Annotated in this window: 22 protein-coding genes; 10 read left to right on the top strand and 12 right to left on the bottom strand. The window is 62.8% G+C overall.

Annotated elements, in window-relative coordinates:
- Positions 1-27 precede the first annotated feature (27 nt).
- The 6 genes from PQR27_RS19600 to pxpB all read right to left on the bottom strand — a co-directional run bounded on the left by PQR27_RS19600 (position 28) and on the right by pxpB (position 6,475).
- Positions 28-1,833 carry a tetratricopeptide repeat protein gene (locus PQR27_RS19600; protein WP_408525160.1) on the bottom strand — a complete coding sequence of 602 codons (1,806 nt, stop codon included), beginning with the start codon at positions 1,831-1,833 and terminating at the stop codon, positions 28-30.
- Positions 1,834-2,046: 213 nt separating this feature from the next.
- The gene (locus tag PQR27_RS19595) at positions 2,047-3,003 is read right to left on the bottom strand and encodes a DUF979 domain-containing protein (protein WP_408525159.1); all 957 of its coding nucleotides are present in this window, start codon (positions 3,001-3,003) and stop codon (positions 2,047-2,049) included.
- Positions 3,000-3,749, bottom strand: a complete 750-nt coding sequence (locus PQR27_RS19590; protein WP_408525158.1) for a DUF969 domain-containing protein — start codon at positions 3,747-3,749, stop codon at positions 3,000-3,002. Before PQR27_RS19590 ends, PQR27_RS19595 begins: the two co-directional genes overlap by 4 nt.
- Positions 3,750-4,000: 251 nt before the next feature.
- The gene (pxpA, locus tag PQR27_RS19585; protein ID WP_408525157.1) at positions 4,001-4,753 is read right to left on the bottom strand and encodes a 5-oxoprolinase subunit PxpA; all 753 of its coding nucleotides are present in this window, start codon (positions 4,751-4,753) and stop codon (positions 4,001-4,003) included.
- A 19-nt stretch (positions 4,754-4,772) separates the two neighbouring features.
- Positions 4,773-5,825, bottom strand: coding sequence for a 5-oxoprolinase subunit C family protein (locus PQR27_RS19580; protein WP_408525156.1), 1,053 nt, complete (start codon positions 5,823-5,825; stop codon positions 4,773-4,775).
- Positions 5,822-6,475 carry a 5-oxoprolinase subunit PxpB gene (gene pxpB / locus PQR27_RS19575; protein WP_408525155.1) on the bottom strand — a complete coding sequence of 218 codons (654 nt, stop codon included), beginning with the start codon at positions 6,473-6,475 and terminating at the stop codon, positions 5,822-5,824. The genes PQR27_RS19580 and pxpB overlap by 4 nt, the downstream gene beginning before the upstream one ends.
- Positions 6,476-6,689: 214 nt before the next feature.
- On the opposite strand from pxpB, the gene PQR27_RS19570 reads away from it, so the two are divergent.
- Positions 6,690-7,202 carry a winged helix DNA-binding protein gene (locus tag PQR27_RS19570; RefSeq protein WP_408525154.1) on the top strand — a complete coding sequence of 171 codons (513 nt, stop codon included), beginning with the start codon at positions 6,690-6,692 and terminating at the stop codon, positions 7,200-7,202.
- A 56-nt stretch (positions 7,203-7,258) separates the two neighbouring features.
- On the opposite strand, the gene PQR27_RS19565 is transcribed toward PQR27_RS19570, so the two are convergent.
- Entirely contained in the window at positions 7,259-7,801 is a 543-nt protein-coding gene (locus tag PQR27_RS19565) for a 5-formyltetrahydrofolate cyclo-ligase (protein WP_408525153.1), read from the bottom strand.
- A 77-nt stretch (positions 7,802-7,878) separates the two neighbouring features.
- On the opposite strand from PQR27_RS19565, the gene PQR27_RS19560 reads away from it, so the two are divergent.
- The 4 genes from PQR27_RS19560 (at position 7,879) to PQR27_RS19545 (ending at position 12,793) form a co-directional block, all read left to right on the top strand.
- Complete coding sequence (locus PQR27_RS19560; protein ID WP_408525152.1) at positions 7,879-9,846, top strand: lytic transglycosylase domain-containing protein; 1,968 nt, start codon at positions 7,879-7,881, stop codon at positions 9,844-9,846.
- An 81-nt stretch (positions 9,847-9,927) separates the two neighbouring features.
- Positions 9,928-10,881, top strand: coding sequence for a complex I NDUFA9 subunit family protein (locus PQR27_RS19555; protein ID WP_408525151.1), 954 nt, complete (start codon positions 9,928-9,930; stop codon positions 10,879-10,881).
- Positions 10,882-10,910: 29 nt separating this feature from the next.
- On the top strand, positions 10,911-11,564 hold the full coding sequence (locus PQR27_RS19550; protein WP_408525150.1) for a glutathione S-transferase family protein: 654 nt from the start codon (positions 10,911-10,913) through the stop codon (positions 11,562-11,564).
- Complete coding sequence (locus PQR27_RS19545; RefSeq protein WP_408525149.1) at positions 11,561-12,793, top strand: multifunctional CCA addition/repair protein; 1,233 nt, start codon at positions 11,561-11,563, stop codon at positions 12,791-12,793. The genes PQR27_RS19550 and PQR27_RS19545 overlap by 4 nt, the downstream gene beginning before the upstream one ends.
- A gap of 179 nt (positions 12,794-12,972) precedes the next feature.
- Here PQR27_RS19545 and PQR27_RS19540 read toward each other — a convergent pair whose 3' ends face one another.
- Both PQR27_RS19540 and PQR27_RS19535 read right to left on the bottom strand, forming a co-directional pair.
- Positions 12,973-13,167: a DUF2905 domain-containing protein gene (locus tag PQR27_RS19540; protein ID WP_408525148.1), complete on the bottom strand. Its 195-nt coding sequence runs from the start codon at positions 13,165-13,167 to the stop codon at positions 12,973-12,975.
- Between the two features lie 49 nt (positions 13,168-13,216).
- A complete protein-coding gene (locus PQR27_RS19535) occupies positions 13,217-14,407 on the bottom strand; it encodes a class I SAM-dependent methyltransferase (RefSeq protein WP_408525147.1) in 1,191 nt (396 codons plus the stop codon).
- Between the two features lie 13 nt (positions 14,408-14,420).
- Here PQR27_RS19535 and PQR27_RS19530 point away from each other — a divergent pair, with 13 nt between their 5' ends.
- The 5 genes from PQR27_RS19530 to glmS all read left to right on the top strand — a co-directional run bounded on the left by PQR27_RS19530 (position 14,421) and on the right by glmS (position 20,077).
- Complete coding sequence (locus PQR27_RS19530; RefSeq protein ID WP_408525146.1) at positions 14,421-15,239, top strand: SDR family oxidoreductase; 819 nt, start codon at positions 14,421-14,423, stop codon at positions 15,237-15,239.
- An 88-nt stretch (positions 15,240-15,327) separates the two neighbouring features.
- The gene (locus tag PQR27_RS19525; RefSeq protein WP_408525145.1) at positions 15,328-15,723 is read left to right on the top strand and encodes a dihydroneopterin aldolase; all 396 of its coding nucleotides are present in this window, start codon (positions 15,328-15,330) and stop codon (positions 15,721-15,723) included.
- Positions 15,724-15,726: 3 nt separating this feature from the next.
- Positions 15,727-16,704: a tRNA 2-thiocytidine(32) synthetase TtcA gene (gene ttcA / locus PQR27_RS19520; protein ID WP_408525144.1), complete on the top strand. Its 978-nt coding sequence runs from the start codon at positions 15,727-15,729 to the stop codon at positions 16,702-16,704.
- A gap of 131 nt (positions 16,705-16,835) precedes the next feature.
- Positions 16,836-18,197: a bifunctional UDP-N-acetylglucosamine diphosphorylase/glucosamine-1-phosphate N-acetyltransferase GlmU gene (gene glmU / locus PQR27_RS19515; protein WP_408525143.1), complete on the top strand. Its 1,362-nt coding sequence runs from the start codon at positions 16,836-16,838 to the stop codon at positions 18,195-18,197.
- Positions 18,198-18,259: 62 nt separating this feature from the next.
- Complete coding sequence (gene glmS, locus PQR27_RS19510; RefSeq protein WP_408525142.1) at positions 18,260-20,077, top strand: glutamine--fructose-6-phosphate transaminase (isomerizing); 1,818 nt, start codon at positions 18,260-18,262, stop codon at positions 20,075-20,077.
- 121 nt (positions 20,078-20,198) lie between these two features.
- On the opposite strand, the gene PQR27_RS19505 is transcribed toward glmS, so the two are convergent.
- The 3 genes from PQR27_RS19505 to PQR27_RS19495 all read right to left on the bottom strand — a co-directional run bounded on the left by PQR27_RS19505 (position 20,199) and on the right by PQR27_RS19495 (position 21,364).
- Positions 20,199-20,795, bottom strand: a complete 597-nt coding sequence (locus tag PQR27_RS19505) for a hypothetical protein (RefSeq protein WP_408525141.1) — start codon at positions 20,793-20,795, stop codon at positions 20,199-20,201.
- Positions 20,796-20,872: 77 nt separating this feature from the next.
- Complete coding sequence (locus PQR27_RS19500) at positions 20,873-21,133, bottom strand: DUF6723 family protein (protein ID WP_408525140.1); 261 nt, start codon at positions 21,131-21,133, stop codon at positions 20,873-20,875.
- Between the two features lie 99 nt (positions 21,134-21,232).
- The gene (locus PQR27_RS19495; RefSeq protein ID WP_408525139.1) at positions 21,233-21,364 is read right to left on the bottom strand and encodes a hypothetical protein; all 132 of its coding nucleotides are present in this window, start codon (positions 21,362-21,364) and stop codon (positions 21,233-21,235) included.
- Positions 21,365-21,428: the final 64 nt, after the last annotated feature.

Raw genomic sequence — 21,428 nt, 5'->3', positions numbered from 1 at the left:
CCGCTCGGCACCCGCGCAGCGCGATTCTTATTCGCTGCCGTCGCCTAGTTGTTCGGCCACTCGTTCAACCACCGTTCGCCAATCGCCCAATATCGCTTGCCGGAACAGTTTCACGCCTGGATACCACGGCGAGTCGCTGCGGTTTTCCAGCCAGCGCCAATCGGAGTTGGCGGGCAACAGCACCCACACCGGTTTGCCCAGTCCGCCCGCCAGATGTGCGACGCCAGTGTCCACCGCGATGACCAGATCGAGATTCATGATGAGCGCGGCCGTGTCGTCGAAGCTGTGCAGATCGGCGGTGAAATCGTGAGCGCGGAACGCGGGTGGCGCATCGGCCAGTTGCGCGTGCGCGGCGCCCATTTGCAGCGCGTACCACGCGACGTCTTTCACGTCGCTTAAGGCGGACAGGTCCGCGAGTGCCATCGACCGGTAGCGGTCATTGCCGAACGTTGGACTGCCGGCCCACACAAGCCCTACCTTGCGCTTTGCTTTGCCGGCAGCGTCTACCCGCTTGCGCCATGTCTTCACCTTGGCTTTGTCGGCGAACAGATAGGGAATATCGGCCGGAATGGTCGACAGGTCGGTGCCGACGCACGACGGCACGCTCGTCATCGGCACCCAGAAATCGTACTCACCTTCGGGCTTGCCACTGAAGGCGCGATGCACGCCCGGGACGCGCTCAGCCATCGACAACAGCGGCTCCCGCACGCACGCATCGACTGTCGCGCCACGCTGCTCGAGCACGCGCGCGTAGCGCAGAAACTGGAAGTGGTCGCCGAAACCCTGTTCACCGACCAGCAAGATCCGTCGTCCCATAAGCGACTCGCCCTGCCATTGCGCAATACCGGGCACCGCAATCGCCGCGTACTCATGCGGACGCCAGCGCCTGGCGTATGCCGCCCAGCCTTGCTTGTAGTCGCCGCGTTTGAGCAGAAGCCACGCCAGATTCTGGTGTGCATCGGCGTAGTTGGGATCGAGTGCCAGCGCATGTCGATAGAAGCCTTCCTCTTCATCAAGGTGCCCTTGCGCGCCGAGCGACCCGCCGAGACACACCAGGTTAGTGGGATTCGGCTTGAGGGCGACCGCGCGCCGATACTGCGACTCGGCGCCGGCGTAGTCGCCGAGCTTGCCGATCAGACTGCCGAGGTTGACGTGCGCCTCAGCATAGTCGCTGCGCAGCGCCAGCGCCCGTTCGAAGCTGGCGATGGCGGCGTCATGATCGCCTCGGGCGTTGTACGTGTTGCCCGCGTTGAAGTGCGCTTCTGCCGACTGCGGGTCGAGTGCCAGCGCGTTCCGATAGTGCGCCAGCGCTTCGTCGTAATGGCCGAGCTTGCTCAGCGCGGTGCCGAGATTCAGATGCGCATCGACAAACAAGGGGCTCGCCGCCAGCGCCTGCTGGTACTGGTTGATTGCGTCGTCGAGCGCGCCTTGTGCCTGCAGGGCCACGCCGAAGTTATTGCGGGCCTCGGCAAAATCCGGCTGCAATTGCAAGGCCTGGTCGTAGCAGATCATCGCTTCTTCGCGATGGCCGAGCGCCGCGGCCACGAGACCGCGGTTGCTCCAGCAGGCGGCGTCGGTGCGATCCAGCTTGAGCGCCTCGCTCATCAATTCGGCGGCGAATACGTGGTTGCCGCGTTGATGTTGCAGCACGCCGAAGTAGTGAAGCGCCCTGGCGTGTGTGGGATCGAGCGAAAGGGCTTCGCGATAGAACGGCTCGGCGGCTTCGAGTCGGCCGGCCTGATGCGCTTCGAGCGCGGCATCGACCAGCGAAGCGAGATAAGCGAACGGGGGCGCAGCCGTGTGCGCATTGTCGGGGTGGGATGGGTGTGCCATGAGGACCTGCTGGAGAGTACCGGTGGCGCATAGTGCGCACCGATGTATGTGGATGGAAGACCATCCGCCAGCTTATGTTCCGACATCCTCTCCGACGATCGGACGCATCCTAATCTGGATGCGTCCTTGTACCGCAGCTTGCCCAATCACCACTGAAGCGCCGATAAATGCGTATCTATCGATGCCGACGCGGCGCGGCGCGGCAGGCAAGTCCTACAGAAACATCAGGAAATTCAACAGCAAGATGTTCACGACCAGCAAGCTCAGCGCGGTGGGCACCTGCACCTTGATCACCGCGTTCTTATCCGGCAGTTCCAGCAGCGCGGCTGGTACCATGTTGAAGTTCGCGGCCATCGGCGTCATCAGGGTGCCGCAGTAGCCCGAAAACATGCCAATGGCGACCATCACCGCCGGGTTGCCGTGAAACACGCCAACCAGAATAGGCACGCCGACGCCGCCTGTCATCACCGGAAACGCGGCAAAGCCATTGCCCATTACTACCGTGAACAGCGCCATGCCGATGCAGTACACGGCCACCGCGATAAACCGGTAATCGAGGCTGATGTACGCCGTGGTCACGTGCGCGACGGCCTTGCCCACGCCTGCATCCGAGAACACGAGACCGAGCATGCCGAGCATCTGCGGCAACACCGCGGCCCACGACAAGGCATCGACCAGCCGGCGCGCTTCCTTCATCGATTGACCGACGGTGTCGCGCGTCATCACGCACGTAATCGCGAGCGCGATCACACAGCCGATGCCGAAGCCGATCAGCGTGACGTTGGCCTTTTCGATCAGCGGCATGCCGCCGAAAATCAGGTGGCTGGCCGATAGCGTGATGATCACGGTGACGACCGGAATCGTCAGCGCGGGGACGAACAGCTTGTTGCCCAGACGCGCGGCGCTAGCCTTGCGCGCTTCGAGCGAGAGCGTTTTCGGTTTGGCCGCAGTGACGCCGCCGAAGCCGGCGATCAGCGCCATCACGATCACCAGCACGCCGACCACCGCGGGCGGCAGCCTGTCGCCGATCAGGAAGATGAGCGCGTAAAGAATCCAGAAACCACCGGCGGTGAAACGGCGCGGGTGCTCCTTGTCCGTCACGATCATGCCGCCGATGACGAGCAGCACCACACCCAGCAGCCAGAACAGATAGGTAATCGTGAAGGTCATGCTTTGTCTCCCGCGGCGGATTGCGCTGGCGCAGCGGCCGCCGTGTTAGCGGCAGCATTGCCACGCAGTTCGCGCTCGAGCCTGCGGTCGAGCAGATACAGGCGAAAGCCGTGAATGATGAATGCGCAGATCGCGGTGGGGATGCCCCAGACGGCCACGTGAATCGGTTCGACGATGATGCCGGCTTCTTTCAGGAAGGTCGTCATCAGTACGATCGCGCCGAACGCGACGAAGATGTCCTCGCCGAAGAAGAGACCCACGTTATCGGTTGCCGCGGAGAACGCACGCAGCTTGAAACGTACCGCATCGCTGATCTTGCCGAAGCGGGTTTCCGTGGCGCCCTCGGCCATTGGCGCGATCAGCGGACGCACCATCTGCGCATGGCCGCCCAGGCCCGTGAGGCCGACCGCCGCAGTCAGCTCGCGAACCAGCAGATAGACGATCAGCAGACGCCCGGCGGTCGCCGCCTTGATGCTGCCGATCCAGGCCTGGGCGCGCTCGCGCAGACCATGCCGTTCCAGCAGACCGATCACCGCGAGGGGCAACAGAATGATCAGCGGGATATTGCGCGTCTTGATGAAGCCGGTGCCGATTTCAGCCAGGATCTTTTCCGGCGGGAAGTGCGCGGCAAAACCCGTGATGATCGCGGCGACGGCCACGATCAGCATCGGATTGAACCGTAATAAAAAGCCGACGATGATGACGGCCACGCCAATGAGCGGCCATAGACTGACGGTTGTCTGCATCTGGATCTCCAAACAGGGTTTTAACCTCGCCGCTTGTGGCGGCGCATGTGGGCCGGCGCCAGGGATCCCGCGCCGCCCTGCTGCTACGGCTCTTGACGGCCGCATTGCTTCGACTACACCCGCGCCAGCAACGGCTGGTTTGCCGCGGGTACTGCGATGAGTCCTGCACCTGGCAAACGCCCCGCATGGAGCGGGGCGTTTGCCGTTTGCCATTTGCCGCCTGGCAGGGATTGAGCTTGCGACGTCCCGCTTCAGACGCTCGCGGCGCCGCCCGCCTGCACTTGAATGCCGGCGTCTTCCAGCGCGTGGCGGATGCGTCGCGCGAACGCCAGCGCGTGGGGGCCGTCGCCGTGCAGACAAATGGTCTGCGCATTCAGCGGCACCCAGTTTCCGTCGACCGCCTGCACGCGGCGTTCGCGCACCATCGCGAGCGTGCGCTCCAGCACCACGTCTTCGTCATCGAGCAGCGCGCCTGGCTCCTTGCGCGGCACAAGCGAGCCGTCGGCGCGATAGCCGCGATCGGCGAACACTTCTTCGACGGCGGTCAGGCCCGCGTTGCGCGCGGCTGTCACGAGGCCGCTGTTGGCGAGCGCGAACACGGCCACCGACGGGTCGAAATCGTGCACCGCGGACACAATCGCGTCAGCGATCTTTGCGTCGCGCGCGGCCTGGTTGTAGAGCGCGCCGTGCGGTTTGACGTGCGCGATGCGGCCGCCTTCGGCCTGCGCGATCGCGGACAATGCGCCGAGCTGGTACAGCACGCCCGCATAGATATCGTTGGCCGGCAGGTCCATTTCCTTGCGGCCGAAATTTTCCGGGTCGTTGAAACTCGGATGCGCACCAATCGACACGCCTTTCTGCACCGCCCAGCGCACGCAGTCGCGCATCGCGTTGGCGCCGCCCGCGTGCCAGCCGCACGCGATGTTTGCCGAGCTGACGAGGTCGAGCAACGCCTCATCGGAGCCGCAGCCTTCGCCGAGATCGGCGTTCAAATCGATTTCCATGGTGTTCCCCTACTTATTGTCACAGCGCCGCGACCGCCGCCTGGCGCGCACAGCGTTCTTCATGCATCGCGATCGCGGCGTCGATCTGCCGTAAGTACGTGCGTTCTTCCAGTAAAGCATGACGCGCCTCATAAGGCGTCGTCGGGATGAAGCGGATGGCGGCGTTCAGGCGCACCTGCGCGAGTTTCCACAGATCGGCCTGAATCACCGCGCCGATCTTCGGATAACCGCCGGTGGTTTGCGCATCGCTCATCAGCACGATCGGCTGGCCGCTGGGCGGCACCTGAATCGTGCCCGGTAAAACAGCGTGTGATAGCAGATCGGTCTTGCGGGTGCGTTTCAGTTCGGTGCCGGCAAGGCGGTAGCCCATCCGGTTGCTGTTGGGCGTGACCAGCCATTCGTCGGACCAGAACGATTGGTGCGCTTCTGCCGTGAAGCTGTCGTATTCCGGACCTTGCAGCACGCGGATCGGCACAGCCCAGGGCACGCCCGCCGGATGCCGGCCGCGCCGCAGCGGCTCGTGAACCAGCACGAACTTGCACCAGGCGGGCGCCTTCACGCCGAACTCCGGCGCTTCCGGCGTGAAACCGAGGTGGCCCCGCTGCGGTGGCGCGCCGACCGGCAGGCGGTCGCCGTCGCGCAGCGCACGTCCGCCGAGTCCGCCGAAATGGCCCGCGAGATCCGTGCTGCGCGAGCCGAGCATCGGCAGGACATCGATGCCGCCGGCAATGCAGACATAGCCGCGCATGCCGCGCCTGGCCGCTTGCAGCACCAGTTCCTGCCCGGCCTGCACCGGCAGGCTCCACCATGAATAGACCGGCTTGCCGTCGAGTGTCGCACCGAATTCGGTGCCGGTGATGGCCACACGTGTAGCGCGCAAAAAGCGCAGCACGGTCGGGCCGAAAGTGATTTCCAGACCGGCCGCATCGGGCCGGTTGCCGACCAGCCGGTTGCCGACTTCGAGCGACAGACGATCGAGCGCACCGCCCATCGCGACGCCGAGATGCCGATGGCCGTGGCGGCCGAGATCCTGGATCGTGGTCAGAAGACCCGCGCGAATCACATCGATCATGCGTGTATCCCCGCGATGGTGAAGCGCACCCGGTCGCCCGGTTGCAACAGCGTGGGTGGGCGGCGCGCTGGGTCGAACAGCGGCAGTTCGGTGCGGCCGATCAGCTGCCAGCCGCCGGGGGAGGTGGCCGGATAAATGCCAGTCTGTTCACCACCGATGCCGACCGAACCGGCCGGCACTTCGAGCCGGGGCGACGAGCGGCGCGGCGTATGCAGTGCCGCCGGCAGGCCGCCCATGTAGGCGAAGCCGGGCTGGAAGCCGAGGAAGAACACCACGTACTCAGCTTCCGAGTGACGTTGCACGACCTCGCGCACGCTCATGCCGGTATGACTGGCGACCACCTGCAGATCGGGCCCGAACTCACCGCCGTATTGCACGGGGATGTCGACGTCGCGGCCAACTGGCGGCGCCTCGCCGACCGCCTCCCAGGCAGCGCGCAGGAGACTGGCGAGCGCTTCGCGATCGGCTTCGAGCGGATCGAACACGAGCGTCAGATTGTTCATGCCCGGCACGACTTCCAGTACGTGCGGCCAATCGCGCGCGGCCTCGGCGGCAGCCCACACGCGCCGTTGGCACGCCAGCGTGGCAGGCGGTGGCGACTCGCACACCAGCGCGGCATCGCCCAGCGGAAAAATTCTTGGTTGGCTCATCACTCACTGGCCCAGGTCGAGTCGGGGAATTCGAACACCACGCCCCTATGGATGGTTTAACGGGTTAACGGCATCCGGCTGACGATGTTTGAAGCGTACATTATCAATAAAATATCGACAATTTCTCAATAAGCGTTTTCGCCAGGCTCCCTGGGAGGGATTCGTCGTCGTACACTCCGGACACTTTCCCAACCTGCCTTCGAGAATCTTCGCCATGTCGCGCCATCCCACCAAGATCGTCTCCTCGGAACACCTCGTTTCTGACACAAGCGCGGAATTGTCCGAGCTGGAGTACGCACTCATCATGGCTGGCAACGCATTCAACCGCTGGATGGTGCGCTGCATGTCGGCGGCCGGTGAAAAGGACATGACCGCCATCGAGGTCTCGCTGCTGCACCACGTCGGCCATCGCGAGCGGCGCAAGAAGCTGGCGGACATCTGCTTCGTGCTGAACATCGAAGACACGCACGTTGCCACCTACGCGTTGAAGAAGCTCGTAGCTAGAGGGTATGTAAAAAGCGAAAAGACCGGCAAGGAAGTGTTCTTTTCCGCGACCGATGCGGGGCGCGAACTCTGCATGAAGTATCGCGACGTGCGCGAGAGCTGTCTGATTTCGACGCTGAAGGAAAGCGGGCTGACCAATGAGCAGATCGGCGAGGCGGCGCAACTCATGCGCAACGCATCCGGTCTCTACGACACGGCCGCGCGGGCGGCGGCTTCGTTATAACAGAATTCGGCGACTGCATCCGTGAGCGGATGCAGCGCGAGCGGCACGCGCCGGACTCACCGCACGGGTGGCGGATAGAGGCCCGCTTCGGTCACGATCAGGTCGAGCGGGACGTCGTGGGGTTCGCGTTGCAGCGCTTGCGTGCGGCATGCTTCATAGGCGATGCCGACCGTCACCGGCTTCTTCGAACCCGGCCATGCGGCCAACGTGCGATCGTAGTAGCCGCCGCCGTAGCCGAGCCGGTAGCCGTCGGCGTCGAAGCCGACGCACGGCACGAACAGCAGATCGGGGACCACCGCGCGCCCGGAAGTGGGCTCGGCAATCTTGTGATGGCCGACTCTCATCGGCGTATCGGGCGACCACGCATGGAATTCGAGCGGCACGCCGCGCTCCCGGACGACCGGCAAACTCGCTTCGCGTTGCACGTTCGCCGCGAGCCAGATCGTGATCGCGGCGCGCGCATCGAATTCACCCGCGAGCGGCCAGTAGAACCCCACGCTGCTCACGCCGTAGTGCTTCAACGCATCGAGCATGCGACGATTCAGCGCGGCATTGCTGGCCGGCTCGGAAGCCGCTTGTAGCCTTGTTTCCAATAGCATTCGACGCAGCGCCTTTTTCGATTCCGCGACGGGGTTGCATGCTATGCTTGGGTTCAATTCGCGCTCCAGAAACAACGATGTCAAAACGCCTCTATCGAGTATATCGCGCGGCCGGTCTCGCGCTGGCCGCTGCGGCACTCGTCGCGTGCAGCACGGCCTCGGCCGTCAAGCCAATTCCCCTGTCACAACTCACGAACGACGACCAGATTTTCGTCCAGCTTCGCGAGGCCGCCCGTAATAACGACACGGCGCGCGCGGCGCAACTGGCGAGCATGATCCCGAACTATCCGGCGCCCGCGTATCTGGAGTACTTCCAGCTCAAGCCGCAACTGTTCGACTCCACTGGCCATGCGCGTGTCGACGCGCCGGACGCGCCGGTACTGGCGTTCCTGCAGAAGTACGACGGCCAGGCGATCGCCGACCGCATGCGTAACGACTACCTCACGGTGCTCGGCGCGCGTCACGACTGGCGCAACTTCGACCAGCAATACGCGCGCTTCGTGCTGAACGACGACACGCAGGTGAAGTGCTACGCGCTCGAGTCGCGGGCCGCGCGTGGCGAAAATGTCGCCGACGCGGCGCGTGCACTGCTGGTCGATCCGAAGTGGTATGGCGACGGCTGTGTCGACCTGATCACTGCGCTAAGCGTCAATCAGCAATTCAGCACAGCCGACATCTGGCAACAGATCCGTCTTGCTTATGAACAGAACTACACGAACACCGGTAGCAAGCTGGTCGATGCGCTCAGCAACCAGCCGCCCGATCCGGTGTTGTTCGGCCAGGCGACCAGCACGCCGCCGTTGTTGCTCGCGCGCGGCGTCGGTCCTGACACGCAGTCGCACCAGCTCGCGCTGCTCGCGATCACCCGCATGGCGCGCAACGATCCGGCCATGGCCGCTGCCACTTTCGCATCGGTGGCGCCGTCGTTGAGCTCGCCGGAGCGGGCGATCGGCTGGGGCACGATTGCCTATCAGGCTGCTCTCAAGCAGATGCCGAGCGCGGTCGACTGGTATCGGCTGTCGGTGAATGCGCCGCTATCGAACCCGGCATACGAATGGCGCACCCGCACTGCGCTGCTGGCGGGCGACTGGACGATGGTGCGCTGGTCGATCGAACAGATGCCGGCGGCGCTGCGTAACCAGCCTTCGTGGGTGTACTGGCATGCGCGCGCCTTGAAACAGGCTGGCGACACCGCAACGGCGAATCAGGAATTCGAGTCGATCTCGCAGGGCTTCAACTTCTACGGTCAACTGGCTGCGGAAGAATTGGGCCAGAAGATCAGCGTACCGCCGAAAACCACCGTGACCGACGCTGAAGTCCAGGCGGCCGGCAATACCCCGGGCTTCGATCTGGCGCAGCGTTTCTATGCGCTGAACCTGCGGCTCGAAGGCAATCGCGAATGGAACTGGCCGCTGCGCACCATGAGCGACCGGCAACTGCTCGCCACCGCCGAATACGCGCGCCGGATCGAGCTGTATGACCGCACCGTCAACACGGCGGACCGCACCAGGAGCGATCACGATTTCTCGCTGCGGTATCTGTCGCCGTTCAAGGATATTGTCGAGCGCGATTCGCAATCGAATGGACTCGATGTCGAATGGGCGTACGGGCTGATTCGCCAGGAGTCGCGTTTCATCATGAACGCGCGCTCGGAAGTCGGCGCGAGCGGCTTGATGCAGTTGATGCCGGGCACCGCGCAACTGGTCGCGAAGAAGATCGGTCTCGGTCCGATTTCGCGCGAGCAGATGAACGACATCAACACCAACATCCTGCTCGGCACGAACTATCTGTCGATGATCTACAATCAGTTCGACGGGTCAGCCGTGCTGGCCACTGCGGGGTATAACGCCGGCCCAGGCCGTCCGCGCAACTGGCGCCAGTCGCTGCAGCGTCCGGTTGAAGGGGCGATCTTCGCCGAGGCGATTCCGTTTCAGGAAACGCGCGACTACGTGAAGAATGTGTTGTCCAACACGGTCTACTACGCGGCATTGTTCGAAGGCCGTCCGCAATCGCTGAAGGCGCGTCTGGGCTATATCGCACCGTAAGCGCCGTGCCGCCGTCGCGTCTTCCCGATGCGGCGGTGCGCCACGCCAGCCGTTGCCGCGGCTTCCACCAGGGAGTCGAAAATGCGACATCAAGCCATTGCGATCATCGGCGGTTCCGGTTTTATCGGCAGCCATCTCGTCAACGCCCTCGTTGAAATGGGCAAGGATGTCCGCATCGCCACCCGGCGGCGCTACAACGCCCGCCATCTCACCCTGCTCCCTATCGACGTGATCGAAGCCGACGTGTTCGATCCGGTGCAACTCGCGCGCTTCGTCGAGAATGCCGACGCCGTGATCAACCTGGTCGGCACGTTGCATGGCAAACGCGGCACGCCCTATGGACCCGAATTCGCGAAGATACACGTCGAGTTGCCGACGAAGATCGTCGCGGCCTGCGAAGGCAAGGGCGTGCATCGGCTGATTCATGTCAGTGCGCTTGGCGCCGACGCGAACGGGCCGAGCATGTACACGCGCTCGAAGGGCGATGGCGAGAAGGCGGTGCATGCCGCGAACCTTGCGTGGACCGTGTTCAGGCCTTCCGTAGTATTCGGTCCGGAAGACGAATTCCTCAACAAGTTCGCGTTTCTGCAACGCGTCTTACCGGTGATTCCGCTTGCCATGCCGGACGCACGGTTCCAGCCCGTGTACGTCGGCGACGTGACGACGGCCCTCGTCAACGCGCTCGATCTCGATGCAGCCAGTGGTCATACTTACGAGCTGGGCGGCCCGACCGTCTACACGCTCGAAGACCTCGTCAGCTATTGCGGCGACGCGATCGGCCGGCACGCGCGGATCATCCGTTTGCCGGATTCGCTGGCGCGCCTGCAAGCATTGTCGTTTGAAATGGCGCCCGGCAAACCCGTGATTTCGCGCGACAATCTCGATTCAATGAAAGTCGACAACGTGATGACTGGGCCGATCGCGCCCGAACTTGGCGTCGAGCCGGCTAGCATCGAAACGATCGCACCGGTGTATCTGACCGGCGTGTCGAGCCGTTCGCGCTTCAACACGTTCCGCGCCAACGCGGGCCGCTGAACCTTTTTCTCTCTCCTTTGATACGAAGCATGAAGCTGATTATCGGTGACAAGAACTATTCGTCGTGGTCGATGCGTCCGTGGCTGCTGCTCAAACATTTCGGCATTTCTTTTGAAGAGGTGCTTATTCATCTGAATGACGCCGGCACGACGTCCGCGATTCTGGCTCACGCGCCGACTGGGCCGGGCAAGGTGCCATGTCTGATCGGTGAAGATAGTTTGGCCACCTGGGATTCGCTGGCGATCGCGGAGACGTTGGCTGAGCGCTTCCCGCAGCATGCGCTCTGGCCGCGCGACGCGGCGGCGCGCAGCCACGCGCGCAGCGTGAGCGCCGAGATGCATTCGGGATTCGGCGATTTGCGCTCGAACATGTGGATGAACATCCGTGCGTCGTTTCCGGGCAAGAACGCCACGCCGGGCGCACTCGCCGATATCGCGCGCATCGAGGCGCTCTGGAACCAGTGTCTCGCGGCTTACGGCGGTCCGTTCCTGTTCGGCGAGTTCAGCATTGCAGACGCGATGTACGCGCCGGTGGTGATGCGTTTCAATACGTGGCGGCCGGCGCTATCGGAAGTTTCAGCGGCCTATGTGAACCGGGTGACGACGCTGCCGGCAGTGCAAGCCTGGATCGACGACGCGCTGCGGGAAACGCATGCGATTCCTTATCAAGACGTATGTCCATGAATATCTATGCCGTAGGCGGAGCGATTCGCGACGAACTGCTGGGCGTGCCCGTGCAGGATCGCGACTACGTCGTGGTCGGCGCGACGCCCGAGCAGATGGTCGCGCAGGGCTACCGGCCGGTGGGCAAGGATTTCCCTGTGTTCCTGCATCCGCAGACGCACGAGGAGTACGCGCTGGCGCGCACTGAGCGCAAGACGGCGGCGGGCTATCACGGCTTCCAGTTTTTCTACGCACCGGACGTCACCCTCGAGGAAGACCTTGCACGCCGCGATCTCACGATCAACGCGATGGCGCGCGAGATGCGCCCGGATGGCGAGTTGACGGGGCCGGTGATCGACCCGTTCAACGGCCAGGGGGATTTGCAGGCGCGGCTCTTTCGTCACGTCAGCGATGCGTTCCTTGAAGACCCTGTGCGGATCTTGCGGATTGCGCGGTTTGCTGCCCGGTTTGTCGACTTCACCGTTGCGCCGGAGACGATGGCGCTGATGCGCAAGATGGTCACCGATGGCGAGGTTGACGCGCTGGTGGCGGAGCGCGTGTGGCAGGAAGTATCGCGCGGGCTGATGGAGAAGAAGCCGTCGCGGATGTTCGAGGTGTTGCGGGAATGCGGGGCGTTGGCGCGGATTCTGCCGGAGGTCGACGCGTTGTTCGGTGTGCCCCAGCGGGCTGACTATCACCCCGAGGTGGATACGGGCGTGCACGTGATGATGGTGGTCGATCACGCTGCGCAGCAGGGGTATGCGCTGGCGGTTCGGTTCGCTGCGTTGACGCACGATCTAGGCAAGGCGACTACGCCGGAAGATGTGTTGCCGCGGCATATCGGGCATGAGGGACGCAGTGTGGATTTGCTGAAGCCTTTCTGCGAGCGGTTGCGGGTGCCGAATGATTGCCGCGATCTGGCGATGCTGGTCGCGCGGGAGCATGGGAATATTCATCGGGTGATGGAGATGGGCGCTGCCGCGCTGGTGAGGTTGTTTGAGCGCAGCGATGCGATTCGGAAACCTGGGCGGTTTGCTGAAGCCTTGCAGGCTTGTGAGGCGGACGCTCGCGGGCGTCTGGGGTTTGAGATGCGGGAGTATCCGCAGGCAGAGCGATTGCGGGTTGCGCTTGTTGCCGCGCGGGGGGTGGATGCTGGGGCGGTGGCTGGGAGGTTGGTTGATGCGCCTCAGGGGATCAGGGATGCTGTGCATCTGGAGAGGGTTCGGGCTGTTGAGAATGTGATTGGGTGAGTTTTTTGCCTTTGGCGGCGGCATTTTTGCTGTATGCCTACGGCGGTGGTTGTTTCTTTTGCTTTTGGTTTATTAGCGTTCCCCCTGTGCGGGGCGACGCTAATAAACCAATAAGAACACAAGGAAAGGCCAAAAAAGCGAGAACCACGAAATGCCGCCGCAAAAGGCAAAAAAAGCCACTACAAAATCCTGGCAACAATCGACAACAAAATAGACAACACAAGCGTCGACATAAACGGAAAGGGATACTCCTTTCCAAACACCCGAAGGGTCACATCACCGGGCATCCGTCCGATGCCAATCTTCCTGAGCCACGGCCAGCAGGCTGACAACACCGCCACGGCAACAAACGTAGTCAACAGCCAGCGGATCATCGAAACCTCGAAACAAAAATCGAAACGAAAATCAAAACAAAAAATCGAATCACAGCGAATGCGACCGATCACCACTGGAAAAAGCCACCAGCGTGTCACCAATCCCGCGTGAAAAACCAATCACCTTAAACAGTTCGCCCATCTCCGCTTCGGATAACAACTTCTGCACCGCATTCGCCGCAGGCAAAAACCGCCCGGCATCAGAAGGATCAATCCCGGACAGCGCCTCGGTAATCCCCGCATTCAGCAAAAACCGCGCTTGCGAAGTAAACCCCAGCAAATCGGCGCCAGCCTCAACCCCAGCTTCCGCAATACCGGTAAATTCCACGTGCGCCGTAATGTCCTGCAAGCCAGGATAAACAAACGGATCACCATGCGCCCGGTGCCGGTAGTGGCACATCAACGTGCCCTGCGCCCGCTGCGCATGGTAGTACTCGTGACGCGGAAAACCATAGTCGATAAAGATCGCCGCACCACGCGTGAGCATCGTGCAAATGGTTCGCGTGAACGCACGAGCGGCGTCGTGCGTCTCGGTGACGTAATCGTCGCCGCCTGTTTCAATGTCCGCCAGAAACGCCACGTCAGCCGCAGAGGTAACAGGGCGGTCGGCGAATGCAAAAACCTCATTGCGCCAGACGACGCCGCGCTCATGCCAGGCGCTATCGGTAAAGGCAAAAAGCCGGACCGGCATCGCGTCCAGCACTTCGTTGCCGATCACCACGCCTTCGAATTGCGCCGGCAGCGCGTCGAGCCAGCGCACCTTGGCGGCCAGCGCCGGCGCGGTGGCTTCGATCGTCTCGCGCTGGCGCTCGCGCAGTTCGCCCGACAAATCCACGATCGAGTAGCTGTCAAACGCGACACCCAGCGCATCGAGCGCGTTCAGTACCCCGGACGCCAGCTTGCCCGTGCCGGCACCGAATTCCATCAGGTGGCGCGTGCCGCTCGCCTGCAGCGCCTCGGCGAGCGGGCGCGCCAACGTCTCGGCAAACAGCGGCGACAGTTCGGGTGCGGTGACGAAGTCGCTGCCATCGTCTCCACGCAGGCCGAATTTGCGGGCGCCGCCGCTGTAATAGCCCAGTCCCGGCGCGTACAGCGCACGTTCCATGTAGCGGTCAAACGGCAGCCAGCCGCCGGCGGTTTCGAGCTCCGCGCGGAGCTGCGCGATCAGCGCTTCGGACTGCGCAAGCGCGCTCGGGCCGGGAGCAGGTAAACTATCGGGTTGGTGAGCTTTCGGATTCATCCCCGCATTGTAAATGACCGCCTCTTTGGACACCGCCGCCGCCCGCGCGCCTGAAACGCCGCGCATCGTGCTGATTACGGGCGCCGCCCGCCGCATCGGCCGGGCGCTCGCGCTCGGCTTTGCCGCGCGCGGCTGGGACGTGGCGGCCCATTACGGCTCCTCTCGCGCCGAGGCCGACGAACTCGTCGAGGAAATCGTCGCGCTGGGCCGCCGGGCGGTCGCCTTGCACGCGGAATTGGCCGACGAGGCTCAGGTCGAGCGTCTGTTGCCGGACTGCACCACGGCGCTGGGGCGCCCAGTGTGCATCGTCAATAACGCGTCGCGCTTCGAAGAAGATACGGCACACAACGTCGGTTACGACCTGCTGCTGAAGCTGACGGCGATGAATCTGGGCGCGCCGCTCGTGCTGGCGCGTATGCTGTTCGAGGCGACGCCCGAGGCGGCGCGCCTCGACGAAAGCCAGCGCACGGTCGTGATCAACGTGCTGGACCAGAAGCTGTACAACATGAATCCGGACTACCTGTCGTACACGCTGTCCAAGGCGGCGTTGCAGACAGCCACGGTTGCGCTGGCACAGGCGCTGGCGCCGAAAGTGCGCGTGGTCGGGCTCGCGCCCGGCTTGACGATGCAGTCCGGCGATCAGACGCCGGATGGTTTTGCAGAGGCTCACCGTTCTACCCCTCTTGGTCGCGCGTCGCGGCCGGAGGATATTGTCGCCGCCGCGCTGTATCTCGCCGATGCAGCGGGCGTCACCGGAACGACGTTGGTGGTCGACGGCGGGCAGCACCTCGTGCCGCTGCCGCGCGACGTAATGTTTTTGACGGGCGCCTGAAGCGCGCACGGCCTGCCGATCCCGGTGGCCGCCGCGCCTCGATGTGCCCCCTTGCGTGCTCCGCACGCTTTTTTCGACTGGAACGAACATGTTTGCCGCTCTTTCGCATCCCCGGCTCGCCGATTGCCGCCGGCTCTTTCTGCGCAATTACGAAGTGCACATTAACATCGGCGTGCACGACTTCGAAAAGCGTGGCGAACAGCGCGTCGTGATCAACGTCGATCTGTTCGTGCCGCTCGCGCTGTCCACGCCGGTTGAAGACAAGTTGCGCGAAGTCGTCGATTACGACTTCATGCGCTCCACGATCGCGCGCCGCGTCGAGCAAGGTCATATCCACCTCCAGGAAACGCTCTGCGACGACCTCGTCAAAACACTGCTCGCGCATCCACAAGTGCGCGCAGTCTGCGTCTCGACCGCGAAGCCGGACGTTTATCCCGACTGCGACGCCGTGGGTGTCGAAGTCTTCCGTATCAAGGAGGATTGAGCCATGAATGCTCAGGAAATCCTGAACGACCCCGCAACCCCGGCCGCGCCGACCAAAGCACCGCTCACGCGCCGTGAGCAGAAAGAAGCCTACGAGAACAACAAACTGTTCAAGCGGCTGGCGCGCCAGGTTGGCGAGGCGATCGGCGACTTCAACATGATCGAGGACGGCGACAAGGTGATGGTCTGCCTGTCGGGTGGCAAGGACAGCTACGCGATGCTCGAAATCCTGATGCGGCTGCGCGAACGCGCGCCGATCAATTTCGAGATCGTCGCGGTGAATCTCGACCAGAAGCAGCCGGGCTTCCCGGAGCATGTGCTGCCCGAGTACCTGAAGCAGCTCGACATTCCGTTTCACATCGAGAATCAGGATACCTACAGCATCGTCAAGCGGCTGGTGCCGGAAGGCAAGACTACCTGCTCGCTGTGTTCGCGGCTGCGTCGCGGCATTCTGTACCGCGTCGCGGGCGAGCTCGGCGCGACCAAGATCGCGCTCGGCCATCATCGTGACGACATCCTGCAAACGCTGCTGCTCAATCTGTTCTATGGCGGCAAGCTGAAGGGCATGCCGCCCAAGCTGCAATCGGACGACGGCAAGAACATCGTGATCCGGCCGCTCGCTTACGTGAAGGAAACCGATCTGGAAAAATACGCAGAGCTGCGCGAGTTTCCGATCATTCCGTGCAATCTGTGCGGTAGCCAACCTAACCTGAAACGCGCGGAGATGAAGGCGCTGATCCGCGACTGGGAAAAGCGCTTCCCGGGCCGTGTGGAGAACATGTTCAACGCCTTGTCGAACATCGTGCCGTCGCATTTGATGGATCACAAACTGTTCCCGTTCGCGGGTTTGCGTGCAACGGGCGAGGCCGATTCACAAGGTGACATCGCTTTCGACGAAGAGCCGTGTTCGACCGACATTGGCGATGGCGCGATGCCTGGCGCGTCGAAGCCTATTTCGATCGTCCAGTTCGACGATCTTTGATGAACAGCTGAAATGTGCGGAATCCGTGCGATTCCGCGCATTCTGGCCTGTTATCAGGCCGTGCGGGCGGCCTTGGTGTCATAACCCGCATGTTAGAATTGGCGCCTCCAACTCGTCTAATTGCCGACGCCATGAACATTGTGATTTTGGCGGCAGGCACCGGCAAGCGCATGCGGTCCGCGCTTCCCAAGGTGCTCCATCCCCTGGCTGGCCAGCCGCTCCTCGCTCATGTCATCGACACAGCTCGCACGCTCAAGCCCACGCATCTCGTCGTGGTAATCGGCCACGGCGCCGAAGCGGTGCGCAAAGCTGTAGCGGCGCCGGATGTCCAGTTCGCCGTGCAGGAGCAACAGCTCGGCACCGGCCACGCTGTACAGCAGGCATTGCCGTTGCTCGATCCATCCGCGCCCACGCTCGTGTTGTACGGCGATGTACCGTTGACGCGCGCGAGCACCCTGCAAGCGTTGGCCGACCGTGCGGGGCAGGGCGGCTACGGCGTCCTTACCGTCACGCTCAACGACCCCAGCGGCTATGGCCGCATCGTGCGGGATCAGCACGGCAAGGTATCGCGAATCGTCGAACAGAAAGACGCGACCGCTGAGCAGTTGAAGATCGCCGAGATCAATACGGGCATCATCGTCGCGCCGACCGAGCGACTCGGCGGCTGGCTCGCCGCGCTGAAGAACGACAACGCGCAAGGTGAGTTCTACCTGACCGACGCGGTGGAGATGGCGATCGAAGCCGGCCTCGAAGTCGTTACCACGCAGCCGGACGAAGAATGGGAAACGCTCGGCGTGAACAGCAAACAGCAACTCGCCGAACTCGAGCGGATCCATCAAGGCAACGTAGCCGATGAACTGCTGGTTGCGGGCGTCACGCTGGCCGACCCGGCGCGTCTGGACGTGCGCGGCACGCTCGAATGCGGCCGCGATGTATCGATTGACGTGAATTGCGTATTCGAAGGCCGCGTGACACTGGCCGACAACGTGACGATCGGGCCGAACTGCGTGATCCGCAATGCGACCATCGGCGCGGGCACCCGCGTCGATGCCTTCACGCATATCGAAGGCGCCGAAGTCGGTGCGAACGCCGTGCTCGGCCCATACGCGCGGTTGCGTCCCGGCGCGACGCTGCACGACGAATCACATGTGGGCAACTTCGTCGAAGTGAAGAACGCGGTGCTCGGTCACGGCTCGAAGGCAAATCACCTCACGTATATAGGTGACGCGGACATTGGTGCGCGAGTGAACATTGGCGCGGGGACCATCACCTGCAACTACGACGGCGCGAATAAATTCCGCACTATCATCGAAGATGACGTGTTTGTCGGTTCCGATACGCAACTGGTCGCGCCGGTGCACGTGAAGCGCGGCGTGACGATTGCGGCGGGCACGACAGTCTGGAAGGACGTCGCGGAAGACATGCTGGTTCTGAACGACAAGATTCAAACAAGCAAGGCGGGCTATGTGCGCCCGGTCAAAAAGAAAAGTTGATGGGCACGACGCGCGCGTAAGGCGCGCTCCTTGATAACCCAGCGCTTAAAAGGAATTGAGCTATGTGCGGCATTGTCGGCGCGGTTGCGCAACGTAATATCGTCCCCGTCCTGATCGAAGGACTGCGTCGCCTCGAGTATCGTGGCTACGATTCGTGCGGCGTCGCCGTTCTCGGAGAAGATGGACCGCGCCGCGCACGCAGCGTCGCGCGCGTCGCGGATCTCGACGAGCAGGTGCGCGAGGGTCACCTCGAGGGCATCACGGGCATCGCGCATACGCGCTGGGCCACGCACGGCGCGCCGGTCACGGACAACGCGCACCCGATCTTCTCGCAAGACGCGCTCGCGTTGGTACACAACGGCATCATCGAAAACTACGAGACTCTGCGTGAAATGCTGCGGGGTAAGGGTTATGTGTTCGTTTCGCAAACGGATACAGAGGTTATCGCTCACCTGATTCACAGCATCTATCGCGGCGACCTGTTCGCCGCGGTGCGCGAGGCCGTCGCGCAATTGCATGGTGCGTACGCGATCGCCGTACTGCATAAGGACCAGCCTCACACGGTGGTCGGCGCACGGCAAGGCTCGCCGCTGGTGGTGGGGCTCGGCGATGGTGAAAACTTCCTTGCTTCGGACGCGCTGGCGCTCGCCGGCAGCACGGAACGCTTCATCTTCCTGGAAGAAGGCGACGTGTGTGAACTGTCGCTCGACGGCGTGCGTATCGCCGATCGCGACGGCTACGAAGCGCAGCGCGATATCCGCCAGGTCGCGGCCTATGGCGGCGCGGTCGAACTCGGTCCGTATCGTCACTTCATGCAGAAGGAAATCTTCGAGCAGCCGCGCGCGATCACCGACACGATTCCGCAATCCGATTCATTCGACGCGTCGATCTTCGGCGAGAACGCGGACAAAGCGTTCGCGGACATCGACAGCCTGTTGATTCTGGCGTGCGGCACAAGCTACTACTCGGGGCTGACCGCAAAGTACTGGCTCGAATCCGTCGCGAAGATCCCCACCCAGGTGGAGATCGCGAGCGAGTATCGCTACCGCGAGTCGGTGCCCAATCCGAAGTCGCTGGTGGTGGTGATCTCGCAGTCCGGCGAGACGGCCGACACGCTGGCGGCGCTCAAGCATGCGCAGTCGCTCGGGCACAAACATACGCTGGCCATCTGCAATGTCGGCACGAGCGCGATGGTGCGTCAAACGGAACTGTCGTTCCTCACGCACGCCGGCCGCGAGATCGGTGTGGCGTCGACCAAGGCGTTTACCACGCAACTGGTTGCCCTGTTCGTGCTGGCCTTGACGCTTGCCAAACTGCGCGGGCATGTCAGCAAGGAGCAGGAGGCCGAATACGTGAAGCTGCTGCGCCACTTGCCGGCGGCGTTGAATAGCGTGCTGGCGCTGGAGCCGCAGATCATCGCGTGGTCGGAAGAGTTTTCGCGCAAGGAAAACGCGCTGTTCCTCGGGCGTGGGTTGCACTATCCGATTGCACTCGAGGGCGCGCTCAAGCTCAAGGAAATTTCCTATATTCACGCGGAAGCCTATCCGGCCGGCGAGTTGAAGCACGGGCCGCTGGCGCTGGTGACCGAAGCGATGCCGGTTGTTACCGTCGCGCCGAACGACGCGTTGCTGGAAAAGCTGAAGTCGAATATCCAGGAAGTGCGGGCGCGCGGCGGTCAGCTTTATGTGTTCGCGGATGCGGATACGAAGATCGTCAACGACGAAGGCCTGCACGTGATCCGGATGCCGGAGCACTACGGGTTGCTGTCACCGATCCTGCACGTTGTGCCGCTGCAATTGCTGGCGTATCACACGGCTTGTGCGCGGGGCACGGACGTGGATAAGCCGAGAAACCTGGCGAAATCCGTGACAGTGGAATGAGGGCGCGAGGCGGATTTTGCTAGCAGCGTCACGCAAAAAAAACGGTCACCTGTTGGTGGCCGTTTTTTTTCGGCCCCGCGCTATGCTTCGTACCCTGATCGGGTACGAACGCAACCCCGCCTTATCGTGCCGCCCGCACCAACTGCACCGCAACCGCTGCAATAAACTGCGCCCGCACGCTGTCCCCAACCTTGAGATCGTTGAGCGGGATCCCACTCGCGGCCCGCAGCACCTGCCGGTGCTTTGCTCCGCGCAGCGTCACCATCCGGGTCTTGCGATCGATTTTCACCACTGTCGCGACGACCTCAATTCTATGTGCCGATGACGCATATCCGCCCGAGGCAGGTATCGTCGTTGTCGTATCAATGCGCTCGCGGACACCCTTTGTCGCCATTTTGTCGACGCGAAGCAGCAGCGCCTGCTGATACGCCACGTTCAGCCTGTCACCCACCCGCAGTTTGCTGACATCGGCCACGGCGGGATCGACATCGACATCGGCCAGATTGCCGCGCGGGCCACGCAGCGTGACGCTGTTGGTCACGGCGTCGATCGCGACGACGCTGACCTGGGCGTGCACCACTTCAGCCTGTCCGAGCGCTCTCTGTCCCGCATCGGCATCCGCGTTCTGGGCAAAGCCGGGCGGACAGAAAGCGGCCACCAGCACAGCCGCGCCCCATCCGATTGCGGCCGACGAGCCGATTTTGCGCAGACTGGTCATTCGTTACTCCGCGGTCTGGGTGACACCCTTAGGTGACACCGATAGTGATTAACGAAAAACTAGCCACGCTCCGGCATCTACAGTTCCGGACGCGCCAGGTCGCTGGTGACGATGTGTTCGCCATACACTTGCGCTGCGGCGATCGCTTCGAGTTTGGTCGGGTACGGGCCGAGTTCCGGTGCACCGTCGAACGGGAACAGCACGCGGCCATCCGTGGTTCTGACCACTTTCAGGACGCCGAAAAAGCGCCGGTAGCCAGCCAGCTTCGAGCTCGCCGATACTTCAAAATCGTCCTCTGACGTAGCAGGGACGCTGGGAATAAACGCGGTCTTGCTCATACCTGAAAACATCTCATGTTCGATGGGCCGCCGCTTGCTCGAGAGGCAGGGCGTCACCCGGTTGTCCCGGGAAAACATTCACCGGCGGTCTTCATTGTCTCAAATCCCGGCCGCCGACACGCTGTCGCCGAGCAGATAGGGTGCCACCCGCAACGGATTCTCCACCGTCCCGATCATTGAATCGAAGTCGCAGTAAGGTGAGGTGGCAAGTGGTGCGGGTTCACGCTTCATGGTCGGAGAAAGATATCGACGATGTTTTTTGCCGCGTTCCTCACCACGTTGAACGACGGCTACG

Origin of the sequence: Paraburkholderia fungorum (assembly GCF_046027215.1) — a bacterium.
Taxonomy (GTDB): domain Bacteria; phylum Pseudomonadota; class Gammaproteobacteria; order Burkholderiales; family Burkholderiaceae; genus Paraburkholderia; species Paraburkholderia fungorum_D.
The sequence above is the reverse complement of the archived record's forward strand: the minus strand, read 5'-3'. Positions and strand labels throughout refer to the sequence as shown.